The 23376-nt window shown below is 54.8% G+C and carries 20 protein-coding genes; 17 read left to right on the top strand and 3 right to left on the bottom strand.

From position 1 onward, the window contains the following. The first annotated feature begins 11 nt into the window (after positions 1 to 11). The 6 genes from SK47_RS11485 (at position 12) to SK47_RS11460 (ending at position 6874) form a co-directional block, all read left to right on the top strand. On the top strand, positions 12 to 800 hold the full coding sequence (locus SK47_RS11485) for a sugar phosphate isomerase/epimerase family protein (protein ID WP_003856868.1): 789 nt from the start codon (positions 12 to 14) through the stop codon (positions 798 to 800). 11 nt (positions 801 to 811) lie between these two features. Continuing rightward, entirely contained in the window at positions 812 to 1870 is a 1059-nt protein-coding gene (locus SK47_RS11480; protein WP_086581367.1) for a Gfo/Idh/MocA family protein, read from the top strand. Then, positions 1864 to 4143, top strand: a complete 2280-nt coding sequence (locus tag SK47_RS11475) for a glycoside hydrolase family 65 protein (RefSeq protein WP_048244287.1) — start codon at positions 1864 to 1866, stop codon at positions 4141 to 4143. Before SK47_RS11480 ends, SK47_RS11475 begins: the two co-directional genes overlap by 7 nt. Further along, complete coding sequence (gene pgmB, locus SK47_RS11470) at positions 4133 to 4798, top strand: beta-phosphoglucomutase (RefSeq protein ID WP_047653944.1); 666 nt, start codon at positions 4133 to 4135, stop codon at positions 4796 to 4798. Before SK47_RS11475 ends, pgmB begins: the two co-directional genes overlap by 11 nt. A 13-nt stretch (positions 4799 to 4811) precedes the next feature. Next, positions 4812 to 5894: an ABC transporter ATP-binding protein gene (locus SK47_RS11465; RefSeq protein WP_048244285.1), complete on the top strand. Its 1083-nt coding sequence runs from the start codon at positions 4812 to 4814 to the stop codon at positions 5892 to 5894. 65 nt (positions 5895 to 5959) lie between these two features. Beyond that, entirely contained in the window at positions 5960 to 6874 is a 915-nt protein-coding gene (locus SK47_RS11460; RefSeq protein WP_023314240.1) for an OmpG family monomeric porin, read from the top strand. Between the two features lie 33 nt (positions 6875 to 6907). On the opposite strand, the gene SK47_RS11455 is transcribed toward SK47_RS11460, so the two are convergent. After that, positions 6908 to 7918, bottom strand: a complete 1011-nt coding sequence (locus SK47_RS11455) for a LacI family DNA-binding transcriptional regulator (RefSeq protein WP_023324782.1) — start codon at positions 7916 to 7918, stop codon at positions 6908 to 6910. 155 nt (positions 7919 to 8073) lie between these two features. Here SK47_RS11455 and SK47_RS11450 point away from each other — a divergent pair, with 155 nt between their 5' ends. The 3 genes from SK47_RS11450 (at position 8074) to tyrR (ending at position 12173) form a co-directional block, all read left to right on the top strand. Then, on the top strand, positions 8074 to 9471 hold the full coding sequence (locus SK47_RS11450) for a YcjX family GTP-binding protein (RefSeq protein WP_032658603.1): 1398 nt from the start codon (positions 8074 to 8076) through the stop codon (positions 9469 to 9471). After that, positions 9468 to 10520 (top strand): YcjF family protein, encoded by a 1053-nt coding sequence (locus tag SK47_RS11445; RefSeq protein ID WP_048244283.1) that lies wholly within the window; start codon positions 9468 to 9470, stop codon positions 10518 to 10520. The genes SK47_RS11450 and SK47_RS11445 overlap by 4 nt, the downstream gene beginning before the upstream one ends. A gap of 111 nt (positions 10521 to 10631) precedes the next feature. Continuing rightward, entirely contained in the window at positions 10632 to 12173 is a 1542-nt protein-coding gene (gene tyrR, locus SK47_RS11440) for a transcriptional regulator TyrR (protein ID WP_048244281.1), read from the top strand. A gap of 34 nt (positions 12174 to 12207) precedes the next feature. Here the strand turns inward: tyrR and tpx are convergent, their stop codons facing one another. Beyond that, complete coding sequence (tpx, locus tag SK47_RS11435; RefSeq protein WP_047653950.1) at positions 12208 to 12714, bottom strand: thiol peroxidase; 507 nt, start codon at positions 12712 to 12714, stop codon at positions 12208 to 12210. Positions 12715 to 12820: 106 nt separating this feature from the next. On the opposite strand from tpx, the gene ycjG reads away from it, so the two are divergent. Beyond that, positions 12821 to 13786, top strand: a complete 966-nt coding sequence (ycjG, locus tag SK47_RS11430; RefSeq protein WP_047653952.1) for an L-Ala-D/L-Glu epimerase — start codon at positions 12821 to 12823, stop codon at positions 13784 to 13786. Here ycjG and mpaA read toward each other — a convergent pair. Next, positions 13777 to 14490, bottom strand: a complete 714-nt coding sequence (gene mpaA, locus SK47_RS11425) for a murein tripeptide amidase MpaA (RefSeq protein WP_022651338.1) — start codon at positions 14488 to 14490, stop codon at positions 13777 to 13779. The two genes, ycjG and mpaA, sit on opposite strands and share 10 nt — an antisense overlap. 183 nt (positions 14491 to 14673) lie before the next feature. Between mpaA and SK47_RS11420 the strand changes: the two genes are divergently transcribed. The 7 genes from SK47_RS11420 to hcp all read left to right on the top strand — a co-directional run bounded on the left by SK47_RS11420 (position 14674) and on the right by hcp (position 23226). After that, the gene (locus tag SK47_RS11420; RefSeq protein ID WP_048208614.1) at positions 14674 to 16290 is read left to right on the top strand and encodes a peptide ABC transporter substrate-binding protein; all 1617 of its coding nucleotides are present in this window, start codon (positions 14674 to 14676) and stop codon (positions 16288 to 16290) included. A gap of 614 nt (positions 16291 to 16904) precedes the next feature. Continuing rightward, positions 16905 to 17396 (top strand): type VI secretion system contractile sheath small subunit, encoded by a 492-nt coding sequence (gene tssB, locus SK47_RS11415; protein ID WP_003856899.1) that lies wholly within the window; start codon positions 16905 to 16907, stop codon positions 17394 to 17396. Positions 17397 to 17436: 40 nt separating this feature from the next. After that, positions 17437 to 18984 (top strand): type VI secretion system contractile sheath large subunit, encoded by a 1548-nt coding sequence (tssC, locus tag SK47_RS11410; RefSeq protein WP_048245069.1) that lies wholly within the window; start codon positions 17437 to 17439, stop codon positions 18982 to 18984. 15 nt (positions 18985 to 18999) lie between these two features. Next, the gene (tssK, locus tag SK47_RS11405; RefSeq protein ID WP_032628287.1) at positions 19000 to 20340 is read left to right on the top strand and encodes a type VI secretion system baseplate subunit TssK; all 1341 of its coding nucleotides are present in this window, start codon (positions 19000 to 19002) and stop codon (positions 20338 to 20340) included. Next, the gene (gene tssL / locus SK47_RS11400; RefSeq protein WP_048244278.1) at positions 20337 to 21026 is read left to right on the top strand and encodes a type VI secretion system protein TssL, short form; all 690 of its coding nucleotides are present in this window, start codon (positions 20337 to 20339) and stop codon (positions 21024 to 21026) included. Before tssK ends, tssL begins: the two co-directional genes overlap by 4 nt. Continuing rightward, entirely contained in the window at positions 21023 to 22729 is a 1707-nt protein-coding gene (locus tag SK47_RS11395) for an OmpA family protein (RefSeq protein ID WP_048244276.1), read from the top strand. Before tssL ends, SK47_RS11395 begins: the two co-directional genes overlap by 4 nt. Positions 22730 to 22734: 5 nt before the next feature. Continuing rightward, positions 22735 to 23226 (top strand): type VI secretion system effector Hcp, encoded by a 492-nt coding sequence (gene hcp, locus SK47_RS11390; protein WP_009653685.1) that lies wholly within the window; start codon positions 22735 to 22737, stop codon positions 23224 to 23226. Positions 23227 to 23376 lie beyond the last annotated feature (150 nt).

Genomic DNA, 23376 nt, shown 5'->3' with positions numbered 1-23376 from the left:
GGACAGCAATCATGAAAATCGCAACACAAAACCAGGCCTTTTTCCCGACCGCTATCATGGAAAAATTCGAATACATCAAAGCGATGGGATTTGATGGCTACGAAATTGATGGCCGACTGCTGGTGGAAAACCTCGACGAAGTAAAAGCGGCTATCAAAGCCACCGGCCTGCCGGTCACGACGGCCTGTGGCGGATACGATGGCTGGATCGGGGATTTCATTGAAGAACGCCGCCTGAACGGTCTACAGCAGATTGAACGCATTCTGGAAGCGCTGGCAGAAGTGGGCGGAAAAGGGATTATCGTTCCGGCTGCCTGGGGGATGTTTACCTTCCGTCTGCCGCCAATGACTTCGCCACGTAGTCTGGACGGCGATCGCAAAGCGGTCAGCGCTTCCCTGCGCTGGCTGGATGAGGTGGCAGCGCGCACCGGTACTACCGTCTACCTGGAGCCGCTGAACCGCTATCAGGATCATATGATCAACACTCTGGCCGACGCGCGTCGTTATATCGAAGAGAACGGCCTGAAGCACGTGCAGATCATCGGTGATTTCTACCACATGAATATTGAAGAAGACTCCCTGACGGAAGCGCTGCATCAGAACCGCGACCTGCTGGGTCATGTGCACATTGCTGATAACCACCGCTATCAGCCGGGCAGCGGCAGCCTCGATTTCGCCAGCCTGTTCGATCAGCTGCGTGCCGATAATTATCAGGGTTACGTCGTGTACGAGTGCCGGGTGCGTGCCGACGATCCGGCTCAGGCCTATAAGGACTCTCTCACTTACTTGCGTGAATGCTAAGGATGACGAGCGTGATGAGTGCTTCTACACCTTTGCCTCTGCGCGTCGCCATCATTGGCGCCGGGCAGGTTGCAGACAAAGTGCATGCCTCGTATTACGCCACGCGCAGTGATGTTCAAATGGTGGCTGTCATGGACAGCCGCCTTGAGCAGGCACAGGCGTTCGCGGAACGTTATGCTATTCCATCGGCATGGCAGGACGCTCACGAGATGTTGCAGGAAGTAAAACCGGATGTGGTGAGCGTCTGTTCGCCTAACCGGTTCCATTTTGAACATGTGATGGCGGCTCTCGAAGCAGGTTGTCATGTGATGTGTGAAAAGCCGCCGGCGATGACGCCGCACCAGGCGGATGAGATGCGTCTCGCGGCGCGCAAGGCCGGAAAAGTCCTCGCGTACGATTTTCACCATCGCTTTGCGCTGGATACCCAGCTCCTGCGCGATGCGGTAATGAACGGAACGCTCGGTGAAATTTACTTCACCTCCGCGCAGGCGCTGCGTCGTTGCGGTGTGCCGGGGTGGGGCGTTTTCACCAATAAATCGCTCCAGGGCGGCGGGCCGCTGATCGATATCGGCATTCATATGCTGGACGCCGCGATGTACGTGCTGGGTTTCCCGCCCGTGAAGCGGGTAACCGCGCACAGCTTCCAGAGACTGGGGAACCGGAAACACACCGGCCAGTTTGGCGAATGGGATCCTGCGCAGTTTACCGTGGAAGATGCCCTGTTTGGCACGATTGAGTTCTGCAACGGTGGCATTCTGCGTCTGGACACCTCTTTTGCGCTTAATATCCGCGAGCAGTCGATCATGAACGTCTCTTTCTGCGGTGAGAAGGCGGGTGCAACGCTGTTCCCGGCACACATTTATAACGACGAAGCCGGTGTTTTACAGACGCTGACCCAGCGGGAAGAAGCTGACGATCGCCGACATCTGCGCAGTATGGACGCGTTTGTTCGCCACGTATTGGGCGAGCCGGTCATGATTGCCGATGCGGAGCAGGGGCTGGTGATCCAGCAATTAGTCGCGGCGTTATATGAAGCCGCGGAAACAGGGGAAAGCGTGACGTTATGCTGAACCAGTCTGTATTAACCGATCCGGGCTTTTGCCCGCATAGCCTGAATAAGTACGCGTCCATTATGGCCTGCGGCAATGGCTACATGGGCATTCGCGCCACGCATGAAGAAGATTACACCCAGCAGACCAGAGGCATGTATCTCGCGGGGCTGTATCATCGCGCGGGACGCAACGAAACCACAGAGCTGATCAATCTGCCGGATGTCACCGGAGTTGAAGTTGAGCTGGACGGCGTCAATTTCACGCTCCTTTCAGGCGAAATTCTTGAGTGGCAACGCGAGCTGGCCTTTGCTAACGGCGAACTGCATCGTAACGTTGTCTGGCGTTCGCCGGACGGAAAACGCTATCGCCTCGAGAGCCGTCGTTTTGTTTCGCTGGACCAGTTACCCTTAGTGGCAATGCAGCTCTCAATTACACCGCTTGATGGCGCCGCTCAGGCCGTGCTGAAAACCGGCATAGATGCGACACAGACGAACAGCGGCAGGCAGCATCTGGATGAAATCTCGGTCAGGGTTTTTGACCAGCACTACATGCAGGGTGTGTATGAAACGCAGGACCGGGCGTCTGAAGTTGTTGTTTCGGCGTTTTGTCAGCTCTCCGCTCAGAGCGACAGCTGTTTCACCGCCAAAAATCGTCGCCTCAGCGTTCATCATTCTCTGACTATCTCGCAAGGTGACACCGTCACGCTTGAGAAGATCGTCTGGCTGACCCATCGCAGCGATAAAGCGCTCTCACAGGAGTCTTTCGCCCGCAACGCGCTGGCCGATCTCAAAGTCTGCGCGGCAAGAGGCTACGATGCGTTGCTTGAAAGCTCAGCGTACGCCTGGGAAGCGGTCTGGCGTGACGCTCGGGTGGAAGTGACTTGTGCAGAACAGCAGGATCAGCTTGCGCTGGATTATGCCGTCTGGCACCTGACGACAATGACGCCAGCCCATAGCGAAAGAAGCAGCATTGCCGCGAAAGGGCTGACGGGGGAAGGGTACAAAGGGCACGTCTTCTGGGATACCGAAATTTTCCTGTTGCCGTTCCATCTGTTTACCCGTCCACAGATTGCCCGCAGCCTGCTGCGCTATCGCTGGCTGAATCTTTCTGGCGCGCGTGAAAAAGCACGCCGTAACGGTTGGCCGGGCGCGTTGTTCCCGTGGGAAAGCGCCGCCAGCGGAGAGGAAGAGACGCCAGAATTCGCAGCCATTAACATCCGCACCGGGGTTCGCCAGAAGGTCGCCTCCGCACTCGCTGAACACCACATCGTGGCTGATATTGCCTGGGCCGTTGTCGCTTACTGGCAGGCAACACACGACGATGCCTTTATGCGCAATGAGGGTCTGACGCTGCTGATGGAAACCGCTTCGTTCTGGATGGGACGCGCGACGGAAATTAATGGTCGTCTTGAGATCCATGACGTGATCGGACCGGATGAATACACCGAGCATGTCAACAACAACGCTTACACCAACTATCTGGCCTGGCACAACGTGGCCTGCGCGCGTCAGTTTATGGCGAAATTTGGGCGTGAAGATGCGCGTTTTACGGAGAATGCCGGTAAGTTCCTGGCGCGCCTGTGGCTGCCAGAGGCCGACGCAGAGGGTGTGATCCCGCAGGATGATACCTTCATGGCAAAACCTGCCATCGATCTGAGCCGCTATAAAGCCAAAGCGGGTAAGCAAACCATTCTGCTTGATTACTCTCGCGCGGAAGTGAACGAGATGCAGATCCTGAAGCAGGCCGACGTGGTGATGCTTAACTACCTGCTGCCGGAACGGTTTACGCCGCAGCAATGTGCCGCCAATCTGGCGTTCTACGAGCCACGCACGATCCATGATTCATCCCTGAGTAAAGCCATTCACGGCATCGTGCTCGCACGCTGCGGTGACACCGAGGGGGCGTATGCCTTCTGGCGCGATGGGATTGCCATCGACCTGGGGGACGACCCGCACAGCAGTGATGACGGTATTCATGCCGCCGCCACCGGTGCGATCTGGTTGGGCGCCATCCAGGGATTTGCTGGCCTGCACATTAGCGAAGGGGAGCTGCATCTTGCGCCGAAGCTGCCTGCTCACTGGCAGAAACTCGCCTTCCCGCTGCGGTGGCGGGGCGCAACAATGCACATTACCTGTGAAGATGACCAGTTAACCATTGAAACCACCGCACCTGTCACGTTGACGCTGTGGGGTGAAACGCTGCATGTATCAGGGCGAAAGGTCTGTGAGCGTAAGGACTTTCTTGTACCTGTGAATGGGACCGCTACCACGGAGGGGCGCCATGACGCTTAACGCTGTTGTATTCGATCTGGACGGGGTGATCACCGATACCGCGCATCTTCACTTTCTGGCCTGGCGCGCCGTGGCGGAGGAGATTGGTATCACCTTCGATGAAGTATTTAACGAACAGCTGAAGGGAATAAGCCGTATGGACTCCCTCCAGCGCATTCTGAAACATGGCGGGAAAGAGGGGATGTTCAGTGACGAGCAGCGCCTGGCGCTGGCGACGAAAAAAAACGCGCTTTACGTCCAGTCGCTGGCATCACTGACGCAGGATTCGCTGCTGCCGGGTATTCGCGACGTGCTGGCGGATATTCGCGCCGCGAAGGTCAAAATTGGCCTGGCATCCGTATCGCTTAATGCTCCTGGGATTTTGCACGCGTTGGGTATTCATCAGGCTTTCGATTTTTGCGCCGATGCTTCGCGTATTAGCCGCTCAAAGCCGGACCCGGAAATCTTCCTTGCGGCCTGTAAAGGACTGAACGTGCGTCCTGAAGAGTCCATTGGTATCGAAGATGCCGCCGCAGGGGTAGATGCGATCAACGCCGCAGGAATGCTGTCGGTCGGGATTGGGCCTGGCCTGAACCATGCGGGATTACAACTTCATTCAACGCAGGAACTGACCTGGGAACGCCTGACGGCGTTCTGGGCATCCCGGGCGTATTGATAAGGAATTAATAATGGCTCAACTGTCTCTGAAACACATTCAGAAAATTTATGATAACCAGGTCCACGTGGTGAAGGATTTCAACCTCGAAATTGAAGACAAAGAATTTATCGTCTTCGTCGGTCCATCGGGTTGTGGGAAATCCACGACGCTGCGAATGATTGCCGGCCTCGAGGAGATCAGCGCGGGTGAACTGATTATTGACGGGGTTTGCATGAATGATGTTCCCGCAAAGTCCCGTGATATCGCGATGGTCTTCCAGAACTATGCGCTCTATCCGCATATGACGGTCTACGACAACATGGCGTTTGGCCTGAAAATGCAAAAAATTGCGCCCTCCGTCATTGAAGAACGCGTTACCTGGGCGGCACAGATCCTGGGCTTGCGCGATTACCTCCAGCGTAAACCTGGCGTGTTGTCCGGCGGTCAGCGTCAGCGCGTGGCATTAGGCAGGGCGATAGTGCGCGAAGCGGGGGTGTTCCTGATGGATGAGCCCTTATCCAACCTCGATGCCAAACTTCGTGTGCAGATGCGCGCTGAAATCAGCAAGCTGCATCAGAAGCTTAATACCACCATGATTTACGTGACGCACGATCAGACGGAAGCCATGACGATGGCGACCCGCATCGTGATTTTAAAGGACGGCATCATTCAGCAGGTGGGCGCGCCGAAGCAGGTCTACAACGAGCCGGCGAATATGTTCGTTGCAGGATTTATTGGCTCACCGGCGATGAACTTCATTCGTGGCGCAATCGACGACCGCTATTTTGTGACGGAAACGCTGCGTCTGGAGATCCCGGAGGACAAGCTGGCCGTACTGAATGCGCAAGGTTACCAGCGTAAAGCGGTTGTCTTTGGGATCCGTCCGGAAGATATTCTCACCGTACAGCAAAGCGGCGAAAACATCACGGCAAAGATCAGCGTTGCTGAGCTGACCGGGGCTGAATTTATGCTTTATGCCACCGTGGGTGGGCATGAACTGGTTGTCCGTGCGGGAGCGGCGGATGATTACGTTGCCGGAGATAATATCGGCATCCAGTTCGATATGAATAAGTGCCATTTCTTCGATGCTGATACTGAAACAGCTATTAGATAAGAAAGGTGTTCGCCGGAAATGAAAGTTTCCGGTTTTTTGTATGTTAATTATAAAGGAATATTTTAATGAGTACTCTACTAAGAAGTGCTGCGCTCGTCCTGTGCGCAGGGGTGAGCTGCGCGCAAGCAACTGAATCAGCCAAACAGTGGGAATTTAATATTGGCGCCATGTATGAAATTGAAAACGTCGAAGGTCAGGCCGACGATAAAGATGGATTATATGAACCCTCCGTGTGGTTTAATGCCACTTGGGATGCATGGACCATTTCGCTGGCTATGTATCAGGAAGGGCCGGTTGATTACAGTAGCATGACGCGCGGCACCTATTTCGATCGTCCCGAAGTAGAATTACGCTATCGTATTATTGGTACCGATGATTTCACGCTGGGACTGACGGGTGGTTTCCGTAATTACAGCTATCATTTCAAAGATGAGGATGGCGCGAAAGCGGGCAGCGCAAATATGCAGCGCTATAAAATTCAACCGGACTGGGATGTAAAATTAACCGATGACTGGCGGTTTGGCGGATGGTTTGCCATGTACCAGTTTGCGAATGACCTGGCAAAAACCGGTTATTCTGACAGCCGTGTTGAAACGGAAACCGGTTTTACCTGGACAATTAACGAAACCGTCTCTGCAAAAGTTAATTACTATTTAGAGCGGGGTTTCAATATGGACAGTTCACGTAATAACGGTGAATTCTCCACTCAGGAAATTCGCGCCTATCTGCCGATTTCATTGGGTCAGACGACGCTAACGCCTTATACCCGTCTGGGACTCGATCGCTGGTCAAACTGGGACTGGCAAGACGATCCTGAGCGTGAAGGACATGATTTCAACCGTTTGGGTATGCTGTACGCCTATGATTTTAACAATGGTTTATCCATGACGCTGGAATATGCCTACGAATGGGAAAACCATGACGAAGGGGAAAGTGACCGCTTCCACTATGCCGGTATCGGCGTGAATTACGCGTTCTGACAGGACGTTACCAGGGGCGTTTGCCCCTGGTTTTTAGCGTAATGAAGCCGCATCTGAAAAATGCGTTTCAACCAATACCTTATGCGGGGCAGGTTTACCCGCAATGCACCTGAACAACAAATCGCAGCTCTCTTCGCCCAGCTTTCTCGTGGGGATATCAAAACCGCCTGGTGCAGGGGTTAAAATGAGAGATAGCATCGGGTCGCTGTATCCTGCCATTGCGACCTGTTCCGGGATCGTCAGATTTAGCTCATCCGCGGCACGATAAAGACTCAGCAATTTCATGCTGTCCGTCGCAAAAACCGCATCGGGCGGGTTGTCTGATGAGAGTAGCTGACAGGCCGCCTGAAGCGCGCTTTCATGGGTATATCCGCCATCAATAACCCAGTCCGGATTAATCGCAATACCGTGCTTCTCAAGGCTCGATTTATAGCCCGCCAGGCGATCGATAGAAACGTGATAATCGAGAGGGGCATGCAGGCAGGCAATTTTAGTGCGACCATGTGTGATAAATGAGTCGGTTAATATGGCGCTGTCGTGGAAATTATCCGTGTCGACAGAATAGATATTCTGGTAATTGCCTTCCACTTTACCAATAACGACCACGGGCACACCGTATTCGTCCAGCGTCGCGAAAAAAGACTCGTTCGCCGGCGAGCTTAGCATGATGATCCCTTTGATCATCTTCTGCTTTATTTTACCCACGCATTTTTGCAGATCATCTTCGCTGCTTTTGGACGTTTGTAAAATAACATCAAAACCTTCTTCTTCTGCTTTTGCCGTTATGGCATGCAGTACATCAGAGAAAAACGGATTCCCTGCGGTGGTTTTGGTTGAACGGGTCGAAATAACCATAATGGCGTCGAAGCCAGAAGAGGTGAGTGCGCGGGCAAGTTTATTCGGTTGATAATTTAATTCTTCTATCGCCTTCAACACCTTTTCGCGCGCTTCAGGAGAAATATTCGTTTGTTTATTCAGAACGCGCGACACGGTTGATTTCGAAACGCCAGCAACGCGGGCAATATCATAGATGGTGGGTGACATACACCTTACTCACTCCAGACGGACAGCAATTGCGCCCATCTTACTGGAGAGAAAACGGCAATAGCAATAATTAAGAATTGATAATCAACGATCTGCCCCAATTTACTGTATTCTGAAGTGACTTTTTTCAGGGTTCCAGGCAATGAAGGACGGCGATGAAGCGACTTAAAAACGAATTCAATTCTCTGGTGAACCGTGGCGTTGATCGCCATCTGCGTCTTGCCGTGACGGGGCTGAGCCGCAGCGGTAAGACAGCATTCATTACGGCGATGGTCAATCAGCTGTTGAACCTGCATGCAGGGGCGCGCCTGCCACTGCTTAGCGCAGTGCGCGAGGAGCGGTTGCTGGGGGTGAAACGCGTACCGCAACGTGATTTTGGCATCCCCCGTTTCACCTATGATGAAGGTCTGGCGCAGTTATACGGGGAACCTCCCGCCTGGCCCACCCCGACGCGTGGCGTGAGCGAAATCCGGCTTGCGCTTCGTTTCCGCTCGAATGAATCCCTGATGCGTCACTTCAAAGAAACGTCCACGCTCTATCTCGAAATTGTGGATTATCCGGGAGAATGGCTGCTCGATTTACCGATGCTGGCGCAGGATTACCTGAACTGGTCCCGACAGATGACCGGTTTGTTGCAGGGGCAGCGGGCAGAGTGGTCGACCCAATGGCGCCAGCTTTGCGAAGGGCTGGACCCGCTGGCGCCGGCGGATGAAAACCGTCTGGCCGTCATAGCCGAAGCCTGGACGGATTACCTGCATCAGTGCAAGCAGGAGGGGTTGCATTTCATTCAGCCGGGCCGCTTCGTTCTGCCGGGTGATTTAGCCGGTGCTCCCGCGCTACAGTTTTTCCCGTGGCCGGACGTTGACAGCATCGGCGAATCGAAACTGGCGCAGGCGGACAAGACCACCAACGCCGGTATGCTCCGCGAGCGATACAATTATTACTGTGAGAAGGTGGTTAAGGGCTTTTATAAAAATCACTTTTTACGCTTTGACCGCCAGATCGTGCTGGTGGACTGCCTGCAACCGCTCAACAGCGGGCCGCAAGCGTTCAATGATATGCGGCTGGCGCTGACGCAGCTGATGCAAAGCTTTCATTATGGCCAGCGTACGCTGTTTCGCCGTTTGTTCTCGCCGGTCATCGACAAGCTGCTGTTTGCCGCCACAAAAGCTGACCATGTGACGGTCGATCAGCACGCCAACATGGTATCCCTGCTGCAACAGCTGGTGCAGGATGCCTGGCAGAATGCGGCCTTCGAAGGGATCAGCATGGACTGTCTGGGGCTGGCGTCCGTACAGGCTACGCAGAGTGGGTTGATTGACCTGAATGGCGAGAAAATTCCGGCCCTGCGGGGCAACCGTCTCAGCGACGGTGAGCCGCTCACGGTCTATCCGGGGGAAGTTCCGGCGCGTCTGCCGGGCCAGGCATTCTGGCAAAGCCAGGGTTTTCAGTTCGAAGCCTTCCGTCCGCAGAGCATGAACGTTGACCAGCCATTGCCGCATATCCGTCTGGATGCTGCGCTGGAGTTTTTAATTGGAGATAAATTGCGATGACGGAACCGTTAAAACCACGCATTGATTTTACCGGCCAGCTTGAGCAGACGCCCCATGAGGCGTTTAAAACGGCGCAAACCTTCAGCGGCCCGCAGGCTGACAACTTTGCTCCCGTGCTGGCAGACGAGCCGATGGCTGAAGAGGGGCAGGCGGAAGCGGTGGTTGATGCGGCACTGCGCCCGAAACGCAGCCTGTGGCGCAAGATGGTGACCGCCGGGTTAGCCCTTTTTGGTGTGAGCGTAATCGGTCAGGGCGTGCAGTGGGGCATCAATGCCTGGCAAACGCAGGACTGGGTGGCGCTGGGGGGATGCGCCGCCGGGGCGTTGATTGTTGGTGCGGGCGTTGACTCAGTCGTCACCGAGTGGCGTCGCCTCTGGCGTTTGCGTCAGCGTGCCCACGAACGCGATGAAGCGCGGGATCTGCTGCACAGTCACGGCACAGGAAAAGGGCGTGCTTTTTGTGAAAAGCTTGCGGCTCAGGCCGGGATTGATCACTCTCACCCGGCGCTTCAGCGCTGGTATGCGGCGATCCACGAAACCCAGAATGACCAGGAAGTGGTCACGCTCTATGCCCACATTGTTCAGCCGGTGCTGGATGCGCAGGCTCGTCGTGAGATCAGCCGCTCGGCGGCGGAATCTACCCTGATGATCGCCGTCAGTCCGCTGGCGATGGTGGACATGGCCTTTATCGCCTGGCGCAACCTGCGCCTGATCAACCGCATCGCCAGACTGTATGGCATCGAGCTTGGCTATTACAGCCGGCTGCGCCTGTTCAAACTGGTGTTGCTGAATATCGCCTTCGCCGGGGCAAGCGAACTGGTACGGGAGGTCGGGATGGACTGGATGTCGCAGGATCTTGCGGCGCGTCTCTCTGCCCGGGCGGCGCAGGGGATTGGTGCCGGTCTGCTGACGGCACGCCTGGGTATCAAAGCGATGGAGGTTTGTCGTCCACTCCCCTGGATCGATGGCGATAAGCCGCGGCTGGGGGATTTCCGTCGCGAATTGATTGGCCAGCTTAAAGAGACGCTCAATAAAAAACCTGCTCAGTGAGGTTTTGTTTACTAATCGTGCGGGCTGTCAATATTTGTTGACAGCCACCTTCCCGAACACCGTGATCTGACATATCATTTTACTGTTATTGGCTTAAACGGTGAATTTCCCATGCGTCTGGAAGTCTTTTGTGAGGACCGTCTCGGTCTGACCCGCGAGTTACTCGATCTTCTTGTTTTACGTAGCATTGATTTACGTGGCATAGAGATCGACCCTGTCGGGCGAATTTACCTCAATTTTGCCGAAATTGAATTTAATACCTTCAGTAGCCTGATGGCGGAAATCCGCCGTATCGCTGGCGTTACGGATGTACGCACCATCCCCTGGATGCCGTCCGAGCGGGAACATCTTGCGCTGAGCGCGCTGCTGGAAGCAATGCCGGAGCCGTTTCTCTCTCTCGATCTGAAAAATAAAGTCGAGCGCGTTAACCAGGCCAGCTGCCAGCTGTTTGCGCAGACTCAGGAAAAACTTATCGGGCACCACGCCACGCAACTGATCACCGGTTTTAATTTCCAGCGCTGGCTGGACAGCAACCCGCAAAATACCCATAGCGAGCATGTCGTCATCAACGGACAGAATTTCCTGATGGAGATCACGCCGGTCTACCTGAAAGGGGAAAATGCCGCGCGGGTGCTGACCGGCGCAGTGATCATGCTGCGCTCCACAGTGCGAATGGGGCGTCAGTTACAGAACCTTTCCAGCCAGGACGTCGGCGCATTCAGCCAGATTATTGCGGTGAGCCCGAAGATGCGTCATGTGATCGACCAGGCGCGCAAGCTGGCAAATCTTACGGCGCCGCTGCTGATTACCGGGGATACCGGTACGGGGAAAGATCTGCTGGCGCATGCTGTGCACATGGCCAGCCCGCGTGCGGCAAAACCGTATCTGGCGCTGAACTGCGCCTCTATTCCTGAAGATGCCGTTGAAAGTGAGCTGTTCGGGCATGCGCCGGAAGGTAAAAAAGGCTTCTTTGAACAGGCGAATGGCGGCTCGGTGCTGCTGGACGAGATTGGCGAAATGTCGCCACGCATGCAGGCGAAACTGCTGCGTTTCCTCAATGACGGCACGTTCCGCCGCGTGGGGGAAGATCATGAAGTTCACGTGGACGTGCGCGTCATCTGCGCCACCCAGAAAAATCTGGTGGAGCTGGTGCAGAAAGGGGTATTCCGCGAAGATCTCTACTATCGTCTCAACGTTCTGACGCTCAATATTCCGCCGCTGCGCGATTGCCCACAGGACATCATGCCGTTGACAGAACTGTTCGTGGCCCGTTTTGCCGATGAGCAGGGCGTGCCGCGTCCGAAGCTCTCTGCCGACCTGGGCACCGTGCTGACGCGTTACGGCTGGCCGGGCAATATTCGTCAGTTTAAAAATGCGGTCTATCGCGCATTAACTCAGCTTGAAGGGTATGAACTGCGCCCTCAGGATATTCTGTTGCCGGATTACGATGCCGGGACGGTCTCGGTAGGCGAAGAGGCAATGGAAGGCTCGCTGGATGACATCACCAGCCGTTTCGAGCGTTCGGTGTTAACGCAGCTATATCGCAGCTATCCGAGCACGCGCAAGCTGGCTAAACGTCTTGGGGTGTCACATACCGCGATTGCGAATAAGTTGCGCGAGTATGGGTTAAATCAGAAGAAGGGTGACGAATAAATAAAAAAGCCTCTTTGCAGAGGCTTTTTTACGTTTAGGCTTTAAGCGCCTCAAGTGCAGCGGTGTAATCCGGTTCGGTAGTGATTTCGTTGACCAGCTCACTGAAAACAACGTTGTCGTTTTCGTCGATCACCAGCACCGCTCGAGCAGCCAGACCCTTCAGCGCGCCTTCGGAAATGGCAATACCGTATTTCTCCAGGAAATCCGGGCTGCGCAGAGTGGAAAGGGTGATGACGTTGCTCAGGCCTTCAGCGCCGCAGAAGCGGGACTGGGCAAACGGCAGGTCAGCAGAAATGCACAGCACTACGGTGTTGTCCATTTCGGTCGCCAGCTGGTTGAATTTACGCACTGATGCAGCGCAAACGCCAGTATCGATGCTTGGGAAAATGTTCAGGACTTTACGTTTGCCAGCAAACTGGCTCAGCGTGACGTCAGACAGATCTTTAGCCACCAGAGTAAAAGGCTGTGCTTTGCTGCCAGACTGTGGGATGGAACCTGCAACAGCAACCGGGTTGCCCTGGAAATGAACGAGTTGTGACATAGATATCTTCCTGTTTACAAATAGTTAACGTCGTGGCTAGTGTATGTCATCCGCAGTTAGCACGGCAAACCAATTTTCTGCCTTTCCGGCCTGCAAGGAGTCAGTGATGAGAAGCGTTAAGGTCTATGAAGAAGCCTGGCCATTGCACACCCCGTTTGTGATCTCGCGCGGCAGCCGTAATGAGGCCTGCGTGGTCGTGGTTGAATGTGAAGAGAACGGCGTAAAAGGCGTCGGAGAATGCACCCCTTATCCACGTTACGGAGAAAGCCTGGCGTCAGTCATGGCGCAAATTATGACGGTAGTGCCCGAGTTGCAGGCGGGCCTGACGCGTGAGGCTCTTCAGTTTCGGTTGCCGGCCGGCGCGGCACGCAACGCGATTGACTGCGCACTCTGGAGTCTGGAAGCGGCGAAACAACAAAAGCCGCTGCCTGCGCTGCTGGACGTTGCGCTGCCGCAATCGATCGTCACCGCGCAAACGGTGGTCATCGGTGAACCAGAGCAAATGGCCGCCAGCGCTCAGGCGTTGTATGCCACCGGTGCAACATTATTAAAGGTGAAGCTCGACGATCGTCTGATTAGCGAACGCATGGTCGCCATTCGTGCGGCGGTACCTGATGCCACTCTTATCGTCGATGCGAACGAATCATGGCACAGCGAAGGGCTGGCAGCCCGTTGTCAGCTGCTTGCCGATCTGGGCGTTGCCATGCTGGAGCAACCCCTCCCGGCAGAAGACGATGCCGCGCTGGCGAATTTTATTCATCCGCTTCCCGTCTGTGCAGACGAAAGCTGTCATACCCGTGAGAGCCTGTCAGCCCTCAAGGGACGTTACGAAATGGTGAACATTAAGCTGGATAAAACAGGTGGATTAACCGAGGCTCTGGCTCTGGCACAAGATGCGCAGGCGCAAGGCTTTGCTCTGATGCTGGGCTGTATGTTGTGTACGTCCAGAGCGATCGGCGCTGCGCTCCCGCTGGTGAACAGCGTGCGCTTTGCCGATCTGGACGGCCCAACCTGGCTGGCGGTTGACGTCTCACCCGCGCTGAATTTTACCTCCGGCGTACTTCATCTTTGAGGCTGCCAGCGCAGGAGATCTGTCATCGCCCGCAGGTATTTTTCGCTCGCTTCATCCGAGGAGATGGGCGGAAACTCTGCGGTGATACAGTGAAGGCTGAGGTCTGCGCACCAGCTGCCAAACGACCCGGGTGTTTCATAGCCAACGCTGCTCACCAGAGGTAGAGCAAACGCATCCGCCAGCCACTGCCCGAGCGCCGTATGACGAGGATCTTCAATACAGGCGAGGGGATCGTGGAAAGAGACAACCCAGGCCGGGTGGATCTTATGAATAAGCTGGCACAGCGCCTGAGTCTCCGGTTCGGAACCGGGTTTGTCTCCTGTGAGCAGGACCACATCTCGCTCCTGCGCCGAACTGTTCCAGCGATACACCGTTTCACCGGCGCGCCAGTTTGCCGCCGGGAAGTTCCTGTTCAGGTCAACGCCGCGTGCATTCGCCCGTAATCCAAGCTGACAACCGTCCGGGTTGACGGACAAAATCACATGATGACGTCGTAAATCGGGGGCCAGCGTACGTAGCGCGCACGAGAGCGTCACGACAGACGAGTTTTCATCGCCATGCGTGCCTGCAATGATTAAGCCGCTATTGCGATCGGCCTTGGGGGCCGGAAACCAGATCAGCGGCGCGCCTAAAAATGAGCGTCCATAATGTTCAGTTCCTGGCGGGAAGGCACCGCGTTCCGTTCTTGGTCGGGTAGTTGCCATAGTAAACCCTGATGATAAAGTCACTTCTGGCAGTGTTGTGCAAAAGCCGCGCTTAATCAAATAGTTTCCGTGTGTGTGGAAAATTGCCTGACATCAACTTTCCGGAGGAAGCATTTGCATTTCTCCGTTTCGAAACAAATAATTACGCATCTGCCTGTTACCTGACATCATTAAGGGGATCGTATGAAGCATCCTGTTTCGCTTCTTTGTACTGCGCTGTGGCTGTGCGGGCTTTCTTCACTTTCATATGCCGCGGAGGTTCCCGAAGGAACGGTTCTGGCGCAAAAGCAGGAGCTGGTTCGACATATCAAAGATGAGCCCGCTTCGCTCGATCCGGCAAAAGCGGTGGGGTTGCCCGAGATACAGGTGATCCGCGACCTCTATGAAGGGCTGGTGAATCAGAACGAAAAAGGGGAGTTAGTTCCCGGCGTGGCGACGCGCTGGCAGAGCAATGACAATCGCATCTGGACGTTCACGTTGCGGGATAACGCTAAGTGGTCTGACGGTACCCCGGTGACGGCACACGATTTTGTCTATAGCTGGCGTCGTCTGGTTGATCCTAAAACAACGTCACCTTTCGCCTGGTTTGCGGCGCTGGCGGGCATTAACAATGCCCAGGCCATTATCGACGGCAAAGCTGCTCCGGATACGCTCGGCGTGACGGCGGTGGATGCTAAAACGCTGCGCGTGCAGCTTGACAAACCGCTGCCCTGGTTCAGCAATCTGACGGCTAACTTCGCGTTTTATCCTGTTCAAAAGGCCAATGTGGAAAGCGGTAAGGAATGGACGCGCCCTGGCGCGCTCATTGGCAACGGTGCGTATGTGCTGAAAGATCGCGTGGTGAATGAAAAACTGGTGGTTGAGCCAAATTCTCATTACTGGGATAACGGCAGGACGGTGCTTAAAAAAGTCACCTTTGTGCCGATCAACCAGGAGTCCTCAGCGACCAAACGCTATCTTGCGGGCGATATCGATATTACAGAATCGTTTCCGAAAAACATGTACCAGAAGCTGCTTAAAGATATTCCGGGACAGGTATATACACCGCCACAGCTTGGGACCTATTACTACGCGTTTAACACGCAAAAAGGCCCAACCGCGGATGCCCGCGTACGTCTCGCGCTCAGCATGACTATAGACAGACGTATTATGGCGGAAAAAGTCCTGGGGACCGGTGAGAAACCGGCCTGGCATTTTACTCCCGATGTCACTGCGGGCTTTACGCCGGAAACCTCGCCATTTGAGCAGATGTCGCAGCAAGAGCTGAATGCGCAGGCGAAAACGTTGTTGCAGGCGGCAGGCTATGGCCCTCAGCGTCCGCTAAAATTAACGCTGCTGTATAACACGTCTGAAAACCACCAGAAAATCGCGATTGCCGTTGCATCCATGTGGAAGAAAAATCTGGGTGTTGACGTTAAGTTGCAGAATCAGGAGTGGAAAACCTACATCGACAGCCGCAATACCGGGAATTTTGACGTCATCCGTGCATCGTGGGTAGGGGACTACAACGAGCCGTCGACATTCCTGTCGCTGCTGACCTCCTCCCATAGCGGGAATATCTCACGATTCAACGACCCTGCTTACGATAAGATTATTCATCAGGCGACGCTCGAAACCACTGAAAAAGCGCGTAATGCCGACTACAACATGGCCGAGAAGATCCTCACCGAGAAAGCACCGATTGCCCCTATTTATCAGTACACCAATGGACGTCTCATCAAGCCATGGGTTAAAGGTTATCCGATAAATAACCCAGAGGATGTTGCGTACAGCCGTACAATGTATATTGAAAAGCATTAAAAAGAGGTCAGGGCGCTACGTGATTATGGTAAATATCCATTAACCGCATAAGCGCCCGCTCTCAGGGTTGATAGTTTTACAGCCTGATTATTACCAAATATCCCCTTCATATCAGCCCATCACTTATTGTCATGATGAATATCTTCAGAGAGATTCTTTCTACCGTTTATAGAAAAACGCGTAGTCATTTATTCGCCATTCCTGTAGCAGTATAGTCATTACTGTTTTCAAGATTAAATTTATCCGATACAGGATTTTTTCATATTCAGGCCATTTATTGAATTAAAACCTTATTTCTCTGCGCTGTTACGGGGCGTGTTAATAAATGCATTGATGTAAATCAATTATTCAACCTCATGGAACAATAAGTTCAATATTTCCAAACAAAGCAGTCATTCCTGCCAAATTAATGTGAATAAATGGTTAATTTTTACTGTATGTCATGTATCTATGGCATTTATGAGTACAATAATTTAGTGGAATATTCTTAAGAAAAGTCCAATGGTAGATCTTTGATCTGAAAAGTTGATTTTAAATGGGCTTTTGCTCTAATATGGTTTTGTAAAGAAACGTCACTCACTTAACATTTATTTCTTTTAAAGAAAGGGACTGCTATGGCCGATTCATTCCAGAATGAGGTGCCCAAGGCACGCATAAATTTAAAGCTGGCTCTGCATACAGGTGGCGCGCAAAAGAAAATCGAACTGCCACTTAAACTCCTCACCGTCGGTGATTTCAGTAATGGAAAAGAGAATCGCCCATTATCGGAAAGGGAGAAAATCAACGTCAATAAAAATAACTTCAACAGCGTACTTTCGGAATTTAACCCGGAAGTGAATCTGACGGTTCCTAACACAATGGCCGGGGATGGCTCGGAAGAAAGCATAAAACTGAATTTCTCCGATATTAAGGATTTCGAACCTGAACAGGTTGCCCGCCAGATCCCCCAGCTCCGCGCCATGCTGGCCATGCGTAATTTATTACGCGACCTCAAATCCAATCTCCTTGATAACGCCACTTTCAGAAAAGAACTCGAGAAAATTCTTAAAGACCCGGCGCTGTCTCAGGAATTACGCGACGAAATGAGTGCACTGGCCCCGAAATAAGCGGCATGTGTAATTTAATGGATTAACCGGGAATATGCTGATGTCTGTGAATACTGAAACCGCCTCCGCGCAGGGGCAGACCACCGTACTGGAAAAAGAGGGCGTTTACGCCTCCCTGTTTGAAAAAATCAACCTGACCCCGGCCTCCAGCCTGGGTGATATCAATGCGTTTCTGGATGACGCCGCGCTTTCTGACGCTCCGGCGGGTGAACGCCTGACGGCGGCGATGCAGGTGTTTATGGACTGCATCCGCAAATCCGGTCAGCCGGTGGAGAAGCTCGACAAAACGCTGATTGACCACCATATCGCTGAACTGGATTTCCAGATCAGCCGTCAGCTGGATGCCGTAATGCATCACCAGGAGTTCCAGAAGGTGGAGTCCCTGTGGCGCGGCCTGAAGCAGCTGGTGGACAGTACCGACTACCGCCAGAATGTGAAAACCGAAATACTGGATGTGTCGAAAGAAGATCTGCGTCAGGACTTTGAAGACGCGCCGGAACTTATTCAGAGCGGCCTCTACTGGCACACCTATACCGCCGAATACGACACCCCGGGCGGCGAGCCGATTGGTTCCGTGATTTCATCCTATGAATTTGACGCCAGCCCGCAGGATGTGGCGCTGCTGCGCAACATCTCTAAAGTATCAGCTGCCGCACATATGCCGTTTATTGGCTCTGTCGGTCCGAAATTCTTCCTGAAAGACTCGATGGAAGAGGTCGCTGCAATTAAGGATATCGGCAACTACTTCGACCGCGCCGAGTACATCAAGTGGAAATCCTTCCGCGACACCGACGACGCCCGCTACATCGGCCTCGTGATGCCGCGCGTGCTGGGGCGTCTGCCGTATGGCCCGGACACCGTACCGGTACGCAGCTTTAACTACGTTGAGCAGGTGAAAGGCCCGGATCACGAGAAATACCTGTGGACCAGCGCGTCGTTCTCCTTCGCGTCAAACATGGTGAAGAGCTTCATCAATAACGGCTGGTGCGTGCAAATCCGTGGCCCGCAGGCGGGCGGGGCGGTGAAAGATCTGCCTATTCATCTGTACGATCTCGGCACCGGCAACCAGGTGAAAATTCCGTCTGAGGTGATGATCCCGGAGACCCGCGAGTTTGAGTTTGCCAACCTCGGCTTTATCCCGCTCTCGTATTACAAAAACCGCGACTATGCCTGCTTCTTCTCGGCGAACTCCGCGCAGAAACCGGCGTTGTACGACACCGCAGATGCCACGGCCAACAGCCGCATCAACGCCCGTCTGCCGTACATCTTCCTGCTGTCGCGTATTGCGCACTACCTGAAGCTCATCCAGCGCGAGAACATCGGCACCACCAAGGACCGCCGTCTGCTGGAGCTGGAGCTGAATACCTGGGTGCGTAGTCTGGTGACGGAAATGACCGATCCGGGCGATGAGTTGCAGGCTTCTCATCCGCTGCGTGACGCGAAGGTGGTGGTGGAAGATATCGAAGACAACCCGGGTTTCTTCCGCGTGAAGCTGTTTGCGGTGCCGCACTTCCAGGTGGAAGGCATGGATGTGAACCTGTCTCTGGTGAGCCAGATGCCGAAAGCGAAAGCGAAAGCGAAAGCGTAACGTAAGGCAGGAAGCATGAGAACGGAACAACCGTTATGGGGCAGGGGCCAGATGGTCTCTCCCCAGCACTTCCAGCAACAGGCCGCCTATGCGGCCTGGTCTGCGGAATGTATCGCCCGACTGGGTCTCTCCCATCCCTGGGGGGTGATTAATGCCACTTTCGAACCGGATGTACTGAAGTTGGGCCGTCTACAGGCCCGTCATCTGCACCTCCGGTTCCCTGACGGGACATTAATCGATACGGATAATGCTGACGACCTGCCACCGGTGCTGGCGCTTGAGAGTGAAACACAGGACGTGGTGGTGGTTCTGGCTCTTCCGCTGCTGCGCGCGAATGGTGGCAACTGCCTTAAGCCCGATGAGGTGGCCGCGCGTCCTGTTCGCTATCGCCAGCGCTGGCGGGATGTCCGCAACCTTTTTGGCGATGACACCCGTCAGATTGCAGTGATGCGGCCAGAGCTGACGTTGCGATTTGCCCATCAGAACAACAGCGATTACCTGACCTGTCCGGTTGCCCGCCTGCAACAAGATTCGCAGGGGAACTGGGCACTTGATGAGACATACCTTCCGCCGCTGCTGGCGTTGCTGGGCAGCCGCTGGCTGATGACCCAGCTGGAGCAACTGTTGACGCAACTGCGCGCCCGTCTGGGCCGCCTGATGGACATGCGCCGGGAAAGTAATGAGCGCATGGCGGATTTTGCCGTAGCCGATGTTTCATTGTTCTGGCTGCTCAATGCCCTGAACAGTGCTGAGCCCGTGCTGGGTCAGTTTCAGCGCCACCCGCAAAGCCCGCCTGAGCGTCTCTATCCGGAGCTGGCAAGGCTTGCAGGCAGCCTGTTGACATTCTCGCTGGAGCATCAGGTCAGTGCGATCCCGGCATGGCAGCATGAGCAACTGAATAACGTCTTCCCGCCGCTGTTTGATTTACTTGGCGATCTTCTGGAAGCCAGCCTGCCGTCGCGGGTGGTGGCGATTGAGCTTGAGCATGATGACCGGCTTCACTTCTGGCAGGCCCGTCTGCATGATCCACGTCTGCGCGAAGGCGCTGATTATTACCTCTCCGTGCGTTCACCGATGCCGGTGGCACAATTGCAGGAGCAGTTCCCGCGCCAGTGCAAGGTCGGCAGTCCCGATCATGTCAGGAGTATCGTCAATTCATCGCGGGTGGGCGTCCCTCTGATGCCGCTGCGCCATGTGCCGGCAGCCATTCCACTGCGTCTGGAAAATCAGTATTTCAGCCTTGATGTCTCTCATCCCCTGGCCATCGAAATGTTCCAGAGCGGCACCTGTATGTTTTACGTTCCGGGAATGCTCGCCGAGCCTGAACTTGAACTCTTTGCGGTACTGAGAACATGAATGATCGTAAACGCGCTACTGCCGCGTTCATTGATATTGATGCCCTGTTACAGGACACCTGGCTACAGGTGATCAGTCTGCGTCACGGCCCGACATTCCAGGACGGGGAAGGGCGTACGCTTTGGGAGCGCTGCATTGATGATGTCGGGCGTGTGCAGCGAGAACTGAAAGCGAGCGGACTCGATGAAGCCAGCTGCCAGCATATTCTTACGGCACAGTGTGCGCTGCTTGATGAGGCAGTCAAAGGTCGCGGTGTGGAGGATGACGCCTGTATACAGTGGTATGACATTCCCCTACAGGGATATTTCCTTGGCACCATGGACGCCGGTGACACGTTACGCGATCGGATGCGTGATGTGCTGCGTGAACCGGCTCCTGACCACGCCGTTGTGACCTGCTTCCAGCGAGTCATGATGCTCGGATTCCTCGGCAACTTCCGCTCCCTGAACGATCCAGAGCGGCAGAAACTCATGAATGCACTTAATGAATATGTTGCGCCGTTCAGCTATTCACAACCCCATCCCGTTCTGGCGGAAAGCCATGCCGGACGGGGGATAGGGGGGTGGCTGGCATCATGGCCCGTGCGCATTGGCCTGAGTGTGGTGGTGGTCACCGCATTATGGTGGGGACTGGATTGCTGGCTGGATAAGACACTGCTTACCCTGCTGCCGGGAGCTGTGAAATGAGCCCTGCACAACAGCGCGGGCTTGCGCTCTGGGCTGCCCTGCTGAGTGCAGTGGTCTGCCTGTGGTTTCTGCCAGCATCCCGGCTGGTTTCCGTTCTCGTCCTGCTGGCGGTACTGGGGCTAATCATGGCGTTCTGGGCTGTCGCCTGCCGTCGCGTGCAGCACGATTTCACCCTGTGTCTGGAGGACCTGCCTGAAGCCAATTATTGCCAGCCCGTGGTACTGGTCTGTGGCGATCTGCCGCTTGCCTGGCCGCATCAGTCACCTGTACTTACTGTCACGCAGGGCTGCTGGATCCGTGTGGAGGATCATCTGGAACTGGAGCAGGCCGCCCGTCAGGTACTGTGGTTGCGCCCCGACTGGGGACGTCAGCTGTCAGTGATGGTCAGTGTTTGTCCGCAGCAGCACCCTGATAGTGAGCGCCTTACCAGTCGTTTGCTTGCCCTGCGCTGGCAGATTAGTCGGTTGCGTAAAGCAACCGGCCATTCTGTGCCACTGGTTCTGAATGGACAGGTCGGCAGTGCGATGATGAATGACATGCTCTGGCAGACGGCGATCCTGGGAGAAGGGGTAAAGGTCTGGAGTGGGACTTCAGCGCCTGGCTCAGTTGCTGAATGGGTTAATACTGGTGGAACGCCTGCGATGCAGCAACAGGTGCTGATGAACAGCCTGATGAGCTGGTTCCAACAGCACGTCCAGGCTGTCCTTATGGATGAAAACCCCGATATTCCTGTCATTGAACCTGTTGCGGTTCTGTGGGGATTGGGTCCGATCCTGGCCGGAAGCATGGCCACCTCTGTCTGGACAGCGTGGTTGTCCCGCCATACTGCGATGCAGCAGGTGTCTGGCTGGCAGCCGGCGGGAACGGACAGTACGGTTATTTCCCTGTTCCCGAATTTTGTCCTCCCTTTACTGCCAGAAGGACGAGGCCTGACACCGCATGGACGAACCTGGCGCGGTGCGCTCGGAATCTTCACGCTGGCAGCCATTGCTGCGCTACTCAGCAGTGGCTGGAATAATCGCCAGCTGCTGCAACGCGTGAGCTTCGATATTGCACGCTATGAACGTATACCGATGAATGACTCCGGGCCGAAAGCTGACGCCGTTGCCGTGCTGCGCGAGGATGCGGCATTGCTGGACGACCATGCACGTAACGGCGTACCGGCCCGGCTGAGTCTGGGCCTGTATCAGGGCGGACGTCTGCGTATGCCAGTGCTGAATGCGATTCGCTCTTATGTGCCTCCGCCTCCGCCGCCTGAACCGGAACTCAAACCGGCACCGAAAATTGTCCGCCTCGACAGCATGTCGCTGTTCGATACCGGAAAGTGGGCGCTTAAACCCGCCTCAACAAAGCTGCTGGTGAACTCGCTTGTGGGGATCAAGGCGAAGCCCGGCTGGCTGATTGTGGTCGCGGGCCATACCGACAGCACCGGGGATGACCAGTCCAACCAGGTGCTGTCGCTTAAGCGTGCGGAGTCGGTGCGCGACTGGATGCGGGACACCGGCGATGTGCCGGAAAGCTGTTTTGCGGTGCAGGGCTATGGTGAAAGCCGTCCTGTCGCCACCAACGACACCCCGGAAGGGCGTGCGCTCAACCGCCGTGTCGAAATCAGTCTGGTACCGCAGGCGAATGCCTGTCAGGCGCCGGGCAAGACCCATGCGTCATCGCAGGATGATGGCGCTGATAACAATGTAACGGAGTAATTAACATGGCAATTCCAGTCTATCTGTGGCTGAAGGACGACGGCGGCGCGGACATCAAAGGGTCCGTGGACGTTCAGGATCGTGAAGGCAGTATCGAGGTGGTGGCCCAGGAGCATAACCTGTACATCCCGACCGATAACAATACCGGCAAGCTGACCGGCACCCGTATCCACACGCCTTTCCTGTTCACCAAGGAAATCGACTCCTCCAGCCCGTACCTGTACAAGGCGGTGACAACCGGCCAGACCCTGAAATCTGCCGAGTTCAAATGGTACAGAATCAATGACGCAGGCCAGGAAGTGGAGTACTTCAACACCAAGCTTGAGAACGTGAAGCTGGTGAAAGTGAATCCGAAGATGCATGACATCAAGGATCCTGCTTTCGAGAAGCACAACCACCTCGAGCAGATTGAACTGCGTTACGAAAAAATCACCTGGACCTACAAGGACGGCAACATCATTCATTCCGATTCCTGGAACGAACGCGCCACTGCGTAAGAGCCCCGAGCAGACGGTCAGCCGTCTGCTTTTTTTGCTGAGCGCCTGTACTGACGGGTGGTCAGCAAAGAAAAACACAATCTGCCTGCCCGACCTGATGCGCTTTGGGTTCCTGAATAACAGGGAACAGCGACGGGCGGTAGCGTGTCC

This window comes from Enterobacter sp. BWH52 (genome assembly GCF_001037565.1).
In the GTDB taxonomy this organism is placed as follows: Bacteria; Pseudomonadota; Gammaproteobacteria; order Enterobacterales; family Enterobacteriaceae; genus Enterobacter; species Enterobacter hormaechei_C.
The sequence above is the reverse complement of the archived record's forward strand: the minus strand, read 5'-3'. Positions and strand labels throughout refer to the sequence as shown.

What these genes read in the sequence shown, in the direction of transcription:
- SK47_RS11485 (WP_003856868.1), top strand. Translation starts at nt 12, where the DNA reads ATGAAAATCGCAACACAAAACCAGGCCTTTTTCCCGACCGCTATCATG.
- SK47_RS11475 (WP_048244287.1), top strand. Translation starts at nt 1,864, where the DNA reads ATGCTGAACCAGTCTGTATTAACCGATCCGGGCTTTTGCCCGCATAGC.
- pgmB (WP_047653944.1), top strand. Translation starts at nt 4,133, where the DNA reads ATGACGCTTAACGCTGTTGTATTCGATCTGGACGGGGTGATCACCGAT.
- SK47_RS11465 (WP_048244285.1), top strand. Translation starts at nt 4,812, where the DNA reads ATGGCTCAACTGTCTCTGAAACACATTCAGAAAATTTATGATAACCAG.
- SK47_RS11460 (WP_023314240.1), top strand. Translation starts at nt 5,960, where the DNA reads ATGAGTACTCTACTAAGAAGTGCTGCGCTCGTCCTGTGCGCAGGGGTG.
- SK47_RS11455 (WP_023324782.1), bottom strand. Translation starts at nt 7,918, where the DNA reads ATGTCACCCACCATCTATGATATTGCCCGCGTTGCTGGCGTTTCGAAA.
- SK47_RS11450 (WP_032658603.1), top strand. Translation starts at nt 8,074, where the DNA reads ATGAAGCGACTTAAAAACGAATTCAATTCTCTGGTGAACCGTGGCGTT.
- SK47_RS11445 (WP_048244283.1), top strand. Translation starts at nt 9,468, where the DNA reads ATGACGGAACCGTTAAAACCACGCATTGATTTTACCGGCCAGCTTGAG.
- tyrR (WP_048244281.1), top strand. Translation starts at nt 10,632, where the DNA reads ATGCGTCTGGAAGTCTTTTGTGAGGACCGTCTCGGTCTGACCCGCGAG.
- tpx (WP_047653950.1), bottom strand. Translation starts at nt 12,714, where the DNA reads ATGTCACAACTCGTTCATTTCCAGGGCAACCCGGTTGCTGTTGCAGGT.
- ycjG (WP_047653952.1), top strand. Translation starts at nt 12,821, where the DNA reads ATGAGAAGCGTTAAGGTCTATGAAGAAGCCTGGCCATTGCACACCCCG.
- mpaA (WP_022651338.1), bottom strand. Translation starts at nt 14,490, where the DNA reads ATGGCAACTACCCGACCAAGAACGGAACGCGGTGCCTTCCCGCCAGGA.
- SK47_RS11420 (WP_048208614.1), top strand. Translation starts at nt 14,674, where the DNA reads ATGAAGCATCCTGTTTCGCTTCTTTGTACTGCGCTGTGGCTGTGCGGG.
- tssB (WP_003856899.1), top strand. Translation starts at nt 16,905, where the DNA reads ATGGCCGATTCATTCCAGAATGAGGTGCCCAAGGCACGCATAAATTTA.
- tssC (WP_048245069.1), top strand. Translation starts at nt 17,437, where the DNA reads ATGTCTGTGAATACTGAAACCGCCTCCGCGCAGGGGCAGACCACCGTA.
- tssK (WP_032628287.1), top strand. Translation starts at nt 19,000, where the DNA reads ATGAGAACGGAACAACCGTTATGGGGCAGGGGCCAGATGGTCTCTCCC.
- tssL (WP_048244278.1), top strand. Translation starts at nt 20,337, where the DNA reads ATGAATGATCGTAAACGCGCTACTGCCGCGTTCATTGATATTGATGCC.
- SK47_RS11395 (WP_048244276.1), top strand. Translation starts at nt 21,023, where the DNA reads ATGAGCCCTGCACAACAGCGCGGGCTTGCGCTCTGGGCTGCCCTGCTG.
- hcp (WP_009653685.1), top strand. Translation starts at nt 22,735, where the DNA reads ATGGCAATTCCAGTCTATCTGTGGCTGAAGGACGACGGCGGCGCGGAC.